General features: G+C 58.7%; 13 protein-coding genes. 8 read left to right on the forward strand and 5 right to left on the reverse strand.

Features of this window, described 5'->3' with window-relative positions:
• The first annotated feature begins 90 nt into the window (after positions 1-90).
• Entirely contained in the window at positions 91-723 is a 633-nt protein-coding gene (locus tag FD37_RS03960) for a GyrI-like domain-containing protein (RefSeq protein ID WP_056963620.1), read from the forward strand.
• A gap of 167 nt (positions 724-890) precedes the next feature.
• Here the strand turns inward: FD37_RS03960 and FD37_RS03965 are convergent, their stop codons facing one another.
• Positions 891-1,202, reverse strand: a complete 312-nt coding sequence (locus tag FD37_RS03965; protein ID WP_045806434.1) for a type II toxin-antitoxin system HicB family antitoxin — start codon at positions 1,200-1,202, stop codon at positions 891-893.
• 188 nt (positions 1,203-1,390) lie between these two features.
• Here FD37_RS03965 and FD37_RS03970 point away from each other — a divergent pair, with 188 nt between their 5' ends.
• Positions 1,391-1,810 (forward strand): UPF0158 family protein, encoded by a 420-nt coding sequence (locus tag FD37_RS03970; protein WP_056963622.1) that lies wholly within the window; start codon positions 1,391-1,393, stop codon positions 1,808-1,810.
• A gap of 115 nt (positions 1,811-1,925) precedes the next feature.
• On the opposite strand, the gene FD37_RS03975 is transcribed toward FD37_RS03970, so the two are convergent.
• Positions 1,926-2,588, reverse strand: coding sequence for a hypothetical protein (locus FD37_RS03975; RefSeq protein WP_056963624.1), 663 nt, complete (start codon positions 2,586-2,588; stop codon positions 1,926-1,928).
• 335 nt (positions 2,589-2,923) lie between these two features.
• On the opposite strand from FD37_RS03975, the gene FD37_RS03980 reads away from it, so the two are divergent.
• Positions 2,924-4,093 carry a DUF2075 domain-containing protein gene (locus FD37_RS03980; protein WP_045806479.1) on the forward strand — a complete coding sequence of 390 codons (1,170 nt, stop codon included), beginning with the start codon at positions 2,924-2,926 and terminating at the stop codon, positions 4,091-4,093.
• A 340-nt stretch (positions 4,094-4,433) separates the two neighbouring features.
• A complete protein-coding gene (locus FD37_RS03985; protein ID WP_056963626.1) occupies positions 4,434-5,564 on the forward strand; it encodes a hypothetical protein in 1,131 nt (376 codons plus the stop codon).
• Positions 5,565-5,725: 161 nt separating this feature from the next.
• Here FD37_RS03985 and FD37_RS03990 read toward each other — a convergent pair whose 3' ends face one another.
• A complete protein-coding gene (locus tag FD37_RS03990) occupies positions 5,726-6,319 on the reverse strand; it encodes an NAD(P)H-dependent oxidoreductase (RefSeq protein WP_056963628.1) in 594 nt (197 codons plus the stop codon).
• A 95-nt stretch (positions 6,320-6,414) separates the two neighbouring features.
• Here FD37_RS03990 and FD37_RS03995 point away from each other — a divergent pair, with 95 nt between their 5' ends.
• Positions 6,415-7,005, forward strand: coding sequence for a Crp/Fnr family transcriptional regulator (locus FD37_RS03995; protein ID WP_056963630.1), 591 nt, complete (start codon positions 6,415-6,417; stop codon positions 7,003-7,005).
• Between the two features lie 61 nt (positions 7,006-7,066).
• On the opposite strand, the gene FD37_RS04000 is transcribed toward FD37_RS03995, so the two are convergent.
• Positions 7,067-7,693 carry a zinc-ribbon domain-containing protein gene (locus FD37_RS04000; RefSeq protein WP_056963632.1) on the reverse strand — a complete coding sequence of 209 codons (627 nt, stop codon included), beginning with the start codon at positions 7,691-7,693 and terminating at the stop codon, positions 7,067-7,069.
• A gap of 122 nt (positions 7,694-7,815) precedes the next feature.
• Positions 7,816-9,027 (reverse strand): condensation domain-containing protein, encoded by a 1,212-nt coding sequence (locus FD37_RS04005; protein ID WP_056963633.1) that lies wholly within the window; start codon positions 9,025-9,027, stop codon positions 7,816-7,818.
• Positions 9,028-9,154: 127 nt separating this feature from the next.
• Between FD37_RS04005 and FD37_RS04010 the strand changes: the two genes are divergently transcribed.
• From FD37_RS04010 to brnQ, 3 genes are all read left to right on the forward strand, one after another.
• Positions 9,155-9,715 carry an acyl-CoA thioesterase gene (locus FD37_RS04010; protein WP_045807748.1) on the forward strand — a complete coding sequence of 187 codons (561 nt, stop codon included), beginning with the start codon at positions 9,155-9,157 and terminating at the stop codon, positions 9,713-9,715.
• A gap of 757 nt (positions 9,716-10,472) precedes the next feature.
• The gene (locus tag FD37_RS04015; RefSeq protein WP_056963635.1) at positions 10,473-11,120 is read left to right on the forward strand and encodes an NAD(P)-dependent oxidoreductase; all 648 of its coding nucleotides are present in this window, start codon (positions 10,473-10,475) and stop codon (positions 11,118-11,120) included.
• A 99-nt stretch (positions 11,121-11,219) separates the two neighbouring features.
• Entirely contained in the window at positions 11,220-12,566 is a 1,347-nt protein-coding gene (gene brnQ / locus FD37_RS04020; protein ID WP_147007777.1) for a branched-chain amino acid transport system II carrier protein, read from the forward strand.
• Positions 12,567-12,608: the final 42 nt, after the last annotated feature.

Raw genomic sequence — 12,608 nt, forward strand, 5'->3', positions numbered from 1 at the left:
TTTGTGGGTGATTATACACGCTGGCCGCCCGGTTGGGGAGGCATCATTTTTGTGGTACCTTAGACCTATCTGAGAAAGGCGGTTTTGCTGATGAAACACGAATGGCGTAAACACGAACGGGCCCTCTACCTGCCCAAGGGCGTCCAGGAGCTCGACGTCCCGACCATGACCTACCTGACATTACGGGGCCAGGGCGACCCCAACACGCCGACCTTTAGCGCGCAGATTCAGGCGCTGTATCCCGTGGCCTACGCCATCCGGATGGCGCTGAAGCGCGGTGAGGTCGGTGACCCTTACGAATACACGGTGTACCCGCTGGAGGGCGTCTGGACCACGACGGACGGCTCGCGCGACGCGACCCTCAATAAGGCGGCGCTGGCCTACACTATCATGTTGCGCCAGCCGGACCAGGTCACACCCGGCCTCTTCCACTGGGCGGTGGACCAGACCCGCGGAAAGCACCCCAGTCCCTACCTGGAGCAGCTGCAACTGACCACCTACACCGCGGGACCGGCCGTTCAAGCCACCCACGTGGGGTCCTTCGACACCGAGGGCGAGACGTTCGCGCAGATGCGCGCGTACCTGACCGCCCACGGGTTGACCACGGTGCCGACCATGGGTGCGTATCAGCACCGTGAAATCTACCTGTCCGACTTCCGCCGGGTCGCCCCGGAAAAACGAAAGACCACGCTGCGTTGGCGAGTGCGGAAAGAAGTACTTTAATTATTAATCTTGGATTAGTTATTAATAACTAATGATTATTAAATATAGGCCACTCGTTTCTTACCGGGTGCCTTTTTTATTGTGGAGCTTCCCTGAACAACTTCTAGACGCTAAAACACCCCCAACCACCACGGGCTGGGAGTGTTTTAGCGTTGGATGATACTGGATTAACTAGCGGCTTTCACGTCGGCGTCTTCGGGCAGTGCGCGTTGGGGGACGTCACACAGGTCGACGGCAACGAATTGAATAAAGTCGGTCGGGTACTGATGCTGCAGCTGCGTCATGGTCGTGGCGTCCGGCAGGCTGTTTTGGTGGTCCTGCAGGTAGCGCCCTAGCACGGTCGTGGCGTTGATCAGGCTTTCGCCCAGATCTTGACCGGTCGTGGTCGCAGCGTTCACGTCGGGGAAAGTGACCGTGTAGCTGTCGTCGTCATTGGCAACAAATACAGCGGGATACGTGACAATATTAGTTTTGGTCATCGTTTTTTACACCTCTTATTCTTTAACGATGGTCGTCATTCTACGCGCTCCCGTCAGCGATGGCAACCGCTGGTAATCTCACTTAATTAAGCAACAAGTTATGCGACAATTATCCCATTTATTTTAGCCCCACCGACGCCCTAAAGGCGTATATACTAAATCCAGGTACCTCATTAAGGCGTGATACAATGACCCTCAACTTAACCGACATCACCGAAGCGTTCGACTTGATGGACGATGACATCCACTACATTTACGATCGCCAAACCCAAGAAGTTCAGCTACAAGGTGCCGACGACCTAAATCTAGATGAAGACGCCCTCTTGGACGACGAAGACCGGGACGAGGCCGACGACCGTTACGTCGCGTTGCCTTCACAGTTCGACATTGACGACTACCAAATCATGGCCGACTTCATCGCCCAGTTACCCGCCGGCGAGGCCCAGAACGCCCTCGACCGCAGCATTCAGGGACGGGGTGCCTTCCGCTTTTTCCGGGACACCCTGCCGCGGTTCGACCTAGAAGACACCTGGTACCACTACCGCACCATCGCCCGTGACTGGTGCCAGGAAAACAACATTGCCTATCACGAAGAATCTGCCAAGTAAAATAACCCCGCCACCAGTAGCTTTGCCGGTGACGGGGTTTCTTACGAGCACCTTGATACCCCAATGATTGTTTCACGTGAAACAACCGTTGGGCACTTACGACGCCCGATTCGCGTCATTCCTGCTCCTCAGCCAGTCGTGCTTCCTCGGGTAGCGTGATGTTGTTCCAATCCAACTGGGCGTAATCCGTCATGAATCGTTGGACAAACGGCAGCGCAAAGTCATCCAATAATCGCATCCCCATCTCCGAAACGTAAACGGCGGGCGTATCTCCCGGCCGCTGATGGCTCGCAATGAGGCCACTCGCGAAGAGTTTACGAAAAACCTGATTGGTCGCCTCTTCTAATCCGTTCACGATGATATGCTTCTTCTTGTACGAATCACGAACCTGGTAAAAAATCATGGCCTCCTTTTCGTCGGAGAAGATATTATAAAGGTCATCAATTTGAAACCGAATATGGTGCAAGTGGCTCACCGTGATCACGGAAAGAACAAAGTAATCGCGATAAGTCAGCGTTAACCAGGTCGCCTTGGGCAGATAATCGCGGACTGCCTGTTCCAGGATCTCCGGATTCCCCGTCACAAACGTGGGCACCGACAAGAACCCACTTTTGGCGGCATGGAAGCTCACCCGAAACGTCACGTACTGTCGCTGTTCATTGAGCACACAGACGTACAACGATTCGCTTTTACGCGTTCGGGTCACCGCCAGTAACCGTTGTTGCCCCGTCAACACTTTCGCCACCGCTTGGCGGACCATCAATTCTCGTTCCTTCATCCTCTAAGCCCCCTCACCGTTCGCGGCCAATACTCGGCTATCCTGACCTCTATCATACCAAATTCCGCGGTCACCCCCGTTAACTCACTGTCTTAAATCCGAAAACAGCCCAGGTTACCCACTTATCACAAGCGTTGATTGGAAATTTCCCGTTGTTAATGCCGCTATTAAGGTAGCCGGGTACGCTGTAGAGCATCCTGCTCCGCACCCGATTTTCCCGGATCCCCTCCCGATACCAAAAACCAGCCCCAAGTTTCCGGCTAACTGCTATAATAACAATAGTTTTGCGGCCCAAAACCGCACAGAGCAGAGAGACTAGATTAGGAGCAATGATTGTGAATAAAATCTTACAGGAACAATTTTTCGTCAAGGACCTTTCCGCCGACCAAAAGACCGTCATCACCAACATCAACGCCTACATCCAACAGGGGCTGACCGGCAAGCAATCGTCCGTCGCCATCATCGAAGGCGCCGCGGGGACCGGGAAGTCCGTCGTGCTGATGGAACTGGTCCGCAAGTACATGACCGACAAGCGCTACAAGACCTCGCTGGTGGTCAACCACCCCGAGCTCTACAAGGCCTACCGTGACCTGGCCGAGTCGATCCCCAACATGCACGCCAAGGAGATTCGCCGGCCCACGTCGCTGATCAACTACGCGCAGAAGAACCACCAGACCTACGACATCATCTTCGTCGATGAGGCCCACCTGCTGTACTCCAAGTCGGAGCCCTACGCCCACTACCGCGGTCAGAACCAGCTGACCGACCTGATGGCTCTGGCCAAGGTCGTCGTGGTCGTCTACGACTTCGATCAGGTCTTCCAGTCCAAGATGTACTGGGACAAGGCCCTCCTGACCAAGACCATCGGCAACCATCCCCACCAGCTCTTCAGCATGAACTTCCAGTACCGGATGGTCGCCAGCGACGAACAGGTGGCCTGGATGGACGACCTGACCGCCGAGAAACCCCTGCGGCCGTTCCCGGACAACAGCGACTTCCAGTTTAAAATGTACGAGACCGCCGGCGCGCTGTTCGAGGATATCAAGAAGCGCAACAAGGAGGTCGGCATGAGCCGAGTCGTCGCCACCTCCGGCTTCCCCCGGATCGATGGGCGGCACAACGTTGAGATGGACAGCTTCAGCCTGCCGTGGGACGAATGGGACCCGCAACGGACCCACTGGGCCAAGCGGGAGGGCTCCATCACCCAGGTTGGGACCATCTACACCCTGCAGGGCTTTGACCTGAACTACGTCGGCATGATCATCGGGCCGTCGTTTGGCTACGACCCCGCGACCGACACCATGACCATCATCCCCGAAAAGTACTCCCACAAGGAGATCTTCAAGAAGCGCAAGGACCGGACCTTCAGCCGTGACGAGTACAAGGCCTTCATCGCCAACGTCTTGAACGTCCTGATGAAGCGTGGCAAGTACGGCCTGTACCTGACGGCCTACGACGACGCGCTCCGGCACCGTTTGTTAGAGCTGGCCCGGACCGGAAAGTAGCTTAATTGCGTCGAATTGCAAATTAAGCGTGGGTCACAGCCATTTGTATGCTATAATGATTCTCACGGGCTTCTTCATTCCAAAGATTTACCGAGGAGCCCCTATCTATGCCACAACGTTGCCGCGTTGTGGTTTTTTTGTGGCTTTTTTGGCCGTTTTGTTCACCCCGTGCCCGAGCTGGCGGCCAACCGCGTCCGGGCAAGCCTGGTCAGCCCTGCTTCACGTGAAACAACCCTTCCCCCCACTAAACCGCCAGGTAACGGGATGGGGCGCGCCAATTGGCCGTTGCCAACGGCCCTGGCACCCCCTATAATGAAGCCAACACCAAGGAGGAATCGTGATGTCACCCAAAACCACCTGGCTCCTGATCGCCGGCCTGGCCGTCACCCTGGGGAGTCTGCCCACCGTGACCGGTCACGCGGCCATCAAGACCAACTTTACGAAAATCCACTACAGCGAAGACGCATTTTCCCACAACCAATTCACCAACATCGCCTATCACGCGAAGTCGACCAAGAAGAACGCCTACATCTGGAACGACACCCACACCAAGAAGCTCTACAACCTGAAGACCTACCCGACCTACACCTGGTTCAAGCTGGCCTCGGGCACCTACAAGGGCAACTCCCACTGGATCGAGGTCACCAACTTCGTCGACAGTAAGCGGGGCTGGATCTACAGTCCCCAGTTGGTCAAGGGCTTCAGCACCAAGGGGTATCAGCCGACCAAGCGCAGCTACAAGCAACCGACCTACGCCGGGGGCATCTACCACGTCAAGAGCACCAAGAAAAACGCCTACCTGTGGAACTGGACCCACACCAAGAAGCTGGCGAACCTGAAGAACTACACCAATCAAAATTACAGTCGCCGGCACTCCGTTCTGATCACCCATCAGGGGACGTCTCACTGGTACTCCTACGTGAGCGTAACCATCAAGAAGAAGACTATCAACGGCTACGTCCGCAGCAGCGCTTTGGCGGCCGGCAAGACGACCAACCATCAGGGGCAAAACATCCTGCAACCGGACGCCTTCGTTGCCACCAAGGACTACCTGCAGTACCTCAACGACAGCAAGTACCAGAAGCTGGCGCGGTCGCTGATCAAGCTGTTCCCGAACACCCCGGTCGACCTGGGCCTGTCCCAGATTGCGGCCTATAATTTCGCCACCAACGACACCTGGGAGGAGGACCCGCCCGAGGAGATCGCTACGACCGGCTACAAGGACATCGTGCCGTTCACCAAGGTCGCAACCTACTTAATGGCCAACAAGACCAAGACCAACGCCCAGAAGCTTGCGGGCGTTGAGAAGCTATTGGACCAGGCCGGCTACACCAAGGCCAAGCGCGCCAAGCTGACCAACTACAAGCTGGGCATCTACATCCTGAACAACGTCAAGGGCGGTAAGATCGATGAGGCTGGCAACAGTCTCAAGGGAAACTGGTACGGCCTGATCATCGGAAAGACCGACTAGCCCCAGCCACACCCGTCATCCTAACGCAATAGCCGCGGCGAACCATCTGAACCAGCAGAGCTGATTCAGGGGTTCGCCGCGGCTATTTTACGTGAAGCGGAAGGCCATCGTCGACACCCCCCTGACCCTGTGCTACATTAGAAATTATCTGAAGGCTTCCCCTACTTCAACCGAAAGTTGGTCAGTAACGCCGTTCGTTGAGCGGGGGCCAACTTTTCGACCTGGGCGAAGTTTTGCCACTTGAAGTGCCGCAGCCGCGTCTTCATGAAGGTCCCCCGGTGCAGGGCCTTCAATAGGGGCGCGCCAAAGACCCACCGGTAAGCCCAGCCCGGCGTGCTCATGGTCGTGATGACCCGGATCTGCGGGTCCCGGGTCAGCGTGGTGCGCATGTCCGCGGCCGTGTACAACTGGCCCTTGGCGTAGACCTTGTCGAGGAACCCCTTGGTCATGGCCGGCATGACCTCCCACCAGACGGGAAACATCAGGATGATCCGGTCGGCGGCCTTCAGCCGGCGCTGGTAATCGGCGACCTGGTCGTTGACCGGCTTTCCCTGGCGCCAGCGCTGGAGTTCCTCGGCGGACATCACGGGGTCGAATCCGTCGGCGTGCAGGTCGATCAGGTCGACGGTCTGTTGCTGGTCCTCCAATTGTTGCTGCAGGCGGTGCGCCAGCGCGGCCAAAAACGACCGATGGTGCGGGACGTCCTGCCAAGCGGCGGCGGTGTAGGGGTGGTCAAAAATAATCACAGTTTTCATGGAATCAGCCTTCTTCGTTTGATTTGAATGACCCCAGTTTAGCAAGGCCCCCGCACCCCCGCCTTAACCTTTGTTAAGTGAAAGGAGATTTTTTCATGTCCCTGCCATTACCCCCCTACCTCGGCGCACAATTCCCCGAGCTGGCCGCCCACTGGGGCCAGCTCCACGGGTACTTTCACGCCCGCCACGTCCCCGCCCACACGCAACTGCTGAGCGAAGGTGCGGTGGCGACCACCCTGTACCTCGTCATTCACGGGAGCCTGCGGATGTGGCACAGTACCGACCAACGCGACGTCACCCTCCAGTTCTTCTTTGAAAACCAACCGGTGGCGTCGTTTGAGAGCTTCTATCTGGGGCAGCCCAGCGACTCGGCGATCGAAACGCTGGAGCCCACGGACCTCCTGACCCTCAGCAAGACCGACTTCGATCAGCTCTGTCGGACCCTGCCCGGTTTCGAGGTCAGCCTGAATCGCTGGCTGTGTCGCCGGTTCATCGCCTACCGCCAACGAGTCTACACCCAGCTCCAGACCACGCCGGCCGGCCGTTATCAGGCTCTCATCGCCGACAATCCGGCCGTGCTCGAGCGGGTTCCGCTCCACGAGATTGCGACCTACCTGGGCATCACGCCGGTCTCGCTGAGCCGCATTCGCGCCCGGCTGGCGGGGGACCCACCGAAACCACAGTGAAGCCAAACGAAAAGGCCCGGAATAATCGCCATTCCGGGCCTTGTTGTCGGCCAATTTGGCCCTAATCGTTCGAGTAGAACGTTTCATTCAGCTTGTCGTCCTGGTCCCCGTCGATATGGACGCTCACGCTGTCATCGTACTTCACGTCGGTGATCGTGATGTCGATGGTCGTGCTGTCGTCATCGTCATCCTCGACCTCAGCATAGCCCGAGTACTGGTTGCCCCCGTCGTGACTCTCAATCGTCACTTCCGTGCACCGCGCGTCCAGGTCGTCGTCATTTTGAATGATGTCCGTCACGACGCTCTTCGCGGTGGCCGCTAAGCTCTTCTCCTTGGCCTCCCGGCGCGACTCACTCGCCCGCTTGGACGACTGGACCCGTGATTCCGAGGCTTGGAGGGCCCGCTGGTGAGCCGCCTCCTGGTTGCGGATGATCAGGTTACTGGTCACCACGACCACCGCGGCCAGGGCGAGCACGCCCAGGACGATAGCGACCCACCGGTTATGGTGACCCGTCGGTTGAGGGGTGGACGCTTGCTGGGGCGCGTGCCGGGATGCCCGCGTGGGTTGGGGCGTATCCGGCGCATCCGGTGTCTGCGTCGTCGTAAACTGGTGACCACATTGCGGACAGAAGAGCGCATCGCCTTTCACTTGATTCCCACACTGGGGACAAAACTTACCGTCACTCATGATATTACCCCTTTGTTTATTTAGATATTGAAATTTTAACACTTATCGTCAGCACTGTCGCCACCATCCAAGGTCAGAGAGCACAAAAAGGACGCTCCCGTCACCGAAAGCGTCCTCTGCGTTTAGGCCGTGCGCCCCCACTGGTTCAGTTGCGTCACGACGTTTTTTAAAATTTTAATCCCGAGCTGGTAATCCGGTTCGGACCCCAGCATCCGGAAGGCCAGCGTCCAGGCTTCGCGGTACCCGCTGACCGTCAGCTGGAAGTACGGCATGGTGTGGTAGGCCCCGGCGAAGGTCACCTGGGTCACCGCGCTGCCGTCGAATCGCAGGCGGGACTGGTCGACCCGACCAAAGTTGGCGAAGGACACCGCTGCCGTGGCGTGATCCTTGGCCGCTAGCCGGCGGACCCACTGCGGGGGCAGCGCGCGGCTCATCCGCTTGATCTCCACCAGCGGCGTCAGGTAGGCCAGATCCGTGTGTAAGCGGGTCACGGTCGCCTGGATGCGCTGAACCACGTCGCCCAACGTATCGAAGTCGTGGACCGTGATGGGCACCGGGATCTCGCTGGTCAGATTGGCCACCTGGACCACGTTGGCCGCGGAGACCGGTCCGTGCAGCCGCAGGTCAACCTGGCAGGGAATCACCAGGTGCTGCTTACCGGTCAGGGTGCACAGCGCCAGCGCATAGGCCGCCAGCAGGACGGCGTTTAACGTCACCCCATGGGCCTTGGCCTGGCGTTGAAGACGCTGGCTCTCCGCCCGCGAGATCACCGCTTCCCCCTGGTGATGGTGCACGTCGCCGTGTAACTGGGGGAACGGCGGGTCGGTCGGCAGGGCTTGGAGCTGCGGCAACGGCCGGTGGGGATGCCGCAAGTAAGCTAAGATCTTGCGGCCACTCCGCTCGTTGGTAAAGCTGGTCAGGTCCTGCCCGTCGTACGCGGCCGCCAACAGGTAAAGGTAGTGCTTGAAGCCCTCCCCGTCCGTCAACGACCGGCCCATCGCGATGCGCAAGCGGTCGTAGTCGGCATGGTGAATGACCTGAACCTTCAGCTGGGGGCCTGCCAAAACATCGAGCTGGACCCGCCCCGGGTCGTGACTGGCGGTGTACTCCTCCACCACGTCCGCGGCGGTCGCCGTCTCGACCTCGAAGCGGTTGTGACGGTAATCGTAGCGGCCCATGATCTGGGGCACCACCGTCTGGGTCGCTGTGATGGCGGCCGTCAGCCGGGCCACGTCGATGGGGTGCGTCAGGCTGAGGGTGCACTCCAGTAACGGCCGGATCCGGGTTAAGTTAAGTGTTGGGACTAGGTCCAACGGTTCACCACGATAATACACACAATCACCCCTCAACATTTCTTCATTGCCCTCAGTATAGCAAAGGCCCCGGGGAATTCCCCCTAAAGCCGCTGAGTTATTGTGAAAAATTAATAATCCTGTAACCTCACCGCCGACCTCTGGTAGAATGGAGGCAGAGTATTCAACCAATGAGGTGATTATCGTGTCTACTGAACCCACACCAATCAATTGTAACAAAACCCTAATCGTCGCCAATCACCGGGTCTTCCAACCCGATCTCAACGAACACCAGACCGTCTTCGGCGGGAAAATTCTGTCGCTGGTCGATGATAGCGCCTCAATTTCGGCCATGCGCCTGACCCGGAGTACCGTCGTGACCGCGACCTTCGACCACATCAACTTCATCGCCCCGTTCCACCTAAACGATTCGATGTGCCTGGAGGCCTACGTCAGCGGGACCGGCCACCGGTCGCTGGAGGTCTTCGCCAAGATCATCGGCGAGAACCTCGACACCGGGAAACGCTTCGTCGGTTTCACCGCCTTCATCACCTTCGTCACGGCGGAGAAACGGGAGACGCCGCTGCCCATCGTGGTGCCCCAGACCGACGAACAACGCTACATCTGTTCCGGCTACCTCCAACGGGCGGAGGCCCGCAAGACCACGCGCAACGAACAAAAGCAGCTGCTGGACCACGTCTCGCTTCACTTCCCGTGGCCAGTGGATTAACCCAGACCGACCGGTGTGTTTCACGTGAAACACATTGGTCGGTTTTTGTCTGGCAAAATGGTCAGCTAAACGGCTGGCTAAATCATTCGCTTCACGCCGGCGAGCAAGATGGTCGCTGACAGTCGCCTACCGGTCGGTCAGCCTGGGGCTGGAACGTAGCCGACACGACTTTTAGCCTTAGGAAGAACACCTAAGTCTAAAAGCTCGGTCTTTCTGTAATCCGGGCAGCCCACCCGGATAACAGAAACGAGGCTACTGATCCCCATTCTGACCTCCCTCTCGGCTGAAATTATCGCCACCAACTTCTGATTGGGAAATAAGCCAGACATCAAACATTGGCCGTTGTTCATTCATGGCGCATCTCAACAACTCTGTCACAACAATTGGTAGACGCTTATCGTTAAAGCTGGTCTCCCCAAGCAACCAGCTACGGCGACAATCTCCATATCTGTCGGGGATGCCGCGGCTGCGTCACTAGGTCAGCGGAACAGAGGCGACTTGATGGTCGTGGTGAAATTGATGTAACCGGGTGTTTTATGCCCGGTTACATCAAGGCCGAGTTCTGGAGACCTGTGTGGGCTTCACAGGGCTTCAGAATCGTGCCCACCTCGACCATCTTGCTCGCCGGCGTGGAGCGTCCATCCCTCCTCCATTGGAGCCCTTACCCATCAACTTGCACCCCTGAAACAAAATAGTCGCATTCGGCGGGGAATATCCCTATACTGATCCCAGCTAAAAATTGAGGAGGTTTGTTCTTATGAAGATTTTGATTATCGGTGCCACCGGAATGGCCGGGTCCGCAGCCGTCGCGACCGCTTTAGAGCGGGGTCATCAGGTCACCGCCCTGGCCCGCTCGGCCGAAAAATTGGCGGCCCTGCCCCACAACGACCGGTTGACCACCGTGACCCAGGACGCCTTTGCCCTGACGCGTGCCGACCTCACCGCTTACGACGCGGTGATCGACGCCTTCGCCACCGCACCCGCCCAGGCCTACCGGCACGTCGACCTCGCCACCCACTTGGTCAGTGAGCTGCGGGCCACCACCACGCCGCGGCTGCTCTTCATCCTCGGTGCGGGGAGCCTGCACACCGGTGACGACCACCACCTGTTCGTGAACGACATCGCGCAAGACCCGCAGGCCGCCAGCTTCCTGAGCATCCCGCAAAACCAGCTGAAGGAACTGACCTTCCTGCGCGACGTCGACAACGTCAACTGGGTCGGCGTTTCCCCCGCCGCGAACTTCCATCCCGGTCCGGCCGTGCCCGCCCTACTGGGAACCGACGACCTGCTGGTCAGCGCCCAGGGCGACTCGGGGACCTCAGCCGGCACCATGGCCGTCGCGCTCCTCGACGAGCTAGAACACCCACAACACCACCAGACGCGTTTCACGGTGGCCGATAAATAAGCCCTTTTTTTGCGCTAGTCATGTTCACGGCTGGCGTTTTTTGCTAAGATGAGGGGGCTGTTGGTTTCTTTTAAATTTAAATAGAAAGTTGCGATTATTTTGAAAACGCGTCTAACTTGGCGGGAACTGCTCTTTATCGGCACCATGCTGTTTGGCCTGTTCTTCGGCGCCGGCAACCTGATCTTCCCCATCTACCTGGGGCAACAGGCCGGCGGGCACGTCTGGGCGGCCATCGGGGGCCTGCTGATCAGCGGGATTGGCCTGCCGCTGCTCGGGGTGACCGGGATGGGGCTGACCCGCAGCACCGGGGTCTTCGACTTGGCCAGCAAGGTCAACCGCCCCTTCGCTTACGCCTTCACGGTCCTGCTCTACCTGACCCTGGGACCCTTCTCCGCACTGCCCCGGCTGGCCACGACCTCCTTTCAGATCGGGGTCGCACCGTTCGTGCCCACGGGGCTGCAGACCGGCGTGCTGGCCGGCTTCTCGGGCGTCTTTTTCCTGGTCGCCTGGCTACTGGCCCGGCATCCGGGGAAGCTGATGACCTACATCGGCAAATGGCTGACCCCGTTCTTCCTGATCCTCTTAGCCATCATCATGGGCGCCGCCCTCCTGCATCCCCTGGGGAGCATCGGCGGCGTGAGCCACGGGGAGTACGCCTTACACCCCGTTTTAAACGGGTTCACCGAGGGCTACAACACCCTGGATGCCCTGGCCGCCTTGGCCTTCGGGGTCGTGGTCATCGATAGCATCCGGGACCTGGGCGTCACCGATTCGAGTCACATCGCCCGCTACACCATTAAAGCCGGTGCCATCAGCATGTCGTTGATGGCCGTCATCTACACCCTCCTGGCCCTGATTGGGACCATGAGCCTGGGCCACTTCAAGCTGGCCGCGAACGGGGGCATCACGCTGGCCCAGATTGCCAACTACTACTTCGGCATCTGGGGCAACCTGTTACTGGCGTTGCTGGTGATCATCGCCTGCCTAAAAACGGCGATCGGGTTGATCTCGGCCTTCGGGGACACGCTGAGCGTGCTCTTCCCGCGCTTCTCGTACGCGGCGGTCACGGCCTTCGCCGCGATCCTGCCCTGCCTATTCGCCAACGTCGGCTTGACCAAGCTGATTGCTTACTCGAACCCGATTCTCCTGTTCCTGTACCCGTTGGCCATCGTCTTGATTCTGTTGGCGGTCCTGTCCCCGTTGCTGGGGACATCGCGCTGGCTGTTCGGGCTGACCGTGCTCCTGACCTTATTGCCGGCCTTTGGCTCCGCGGCCAGTGGCCTGCCCAGCAGTTGGCAGCACACCGGCTTCTTCCAGGCGGTGATCCAGGCCAACGCGCACCTGCCACTCGCGACCGGTGGCTTTAGCTGGGTCGTGCCCGCCCTCGTGGGAGCCCTGCTCGGCTGGGGCATCGGCAAGTGGCGGGACCCACGACCAACCGATTAACGCACGACATGACCGTCAGGGTCCGGGACACGTGTTCCGGAC

The sequence above is a fragment of the Levilactobacillus spicheri DSM 15429 genome (assembly GCF_001435095.1).
Lineage (GTDB): Bacteria > Bacillota > Bacilli > Lactobacillales > Lactobacillaceae > Levilactobacillus > Levilactobacillus spicheri.

What these genes read in the sequence shown, in the direction of transcription:
- FD37_RS04015 (WP_056963635.1), top strand. Translation starts at nt 10,473, where the DNA reads ATGAAGATTTTGATTATCGGTGCCACCGGAATGGCCGGGTCCGCAGCC.
- FD37_RS03975 (WP_056963624.1), bottom strand. Translation starts at nt 2,588, where the DNA reads ATGAAGGAACGAGAATTGATGGTCCGCCAAGCGGTGGCGAAAGTGTTG.
- FD37_RS03970 (WP_056963622.1), top strand. Translation starts at nt 1,391, where the DNA reads ATGACCCTCAACTTAACCGACATCACCGAAGCGTTCGACTTGATGGAC.
- FD37_RS04000 (WP_056963632.1), bottom strand. Translation starts at nt 7,693, where the DNA reads ATGAGTGACGGTAAGTTTTGTCCCCAGTGTGGGAATCAAGTGAAAGGC.
- FD37_RS03990 (WP_056963628.1), bottom strand. Translation starts at nt 6,319, where the DNA reads ATGAAAACTGTGATTATTTTTGACCACCCCTACACCGCCGCCGCTTGG.
- FD37_RS03965 (WP_045806434.1), bottom strand. Translation starts at nt 1,202, where the DNA reads ATGACCAAAACTAATATTGTCACGTATCCCGCTGTATTTGTTGCCAAT.
- FD37_RS04010 (WP_045807748.1), top strand. Translation starts at nt 9,155, where the DNA reads ATGGAGGCAGAGTATTCAACCAATGAGGTGATTATCGTGTCTACTGAA.
- FD37_RS03985 (WP_056963626.1), top strand. Translation starts at nt 4,434, where the DNA reads ATGTCACCCAAAACCACCTGGCTCCTGATCGCCGGCCTGGCCGTCACC.
- FD37_RS03995 (WP_056963630.1), top strand. Translation starts at nt 6,415, where the DNA reads ATGTCCCTGCCATTACCCCCCTACCTCGGCGCACAATTCCCCGAGCTG.
- FD37_RS03960 (WP_056963620.1), top strand. Translation starts at nt 91, where the DNA reads ATGAAACACGAATGGCGTAAACACGAACGGGCCCTCTACCTGCCCAAG.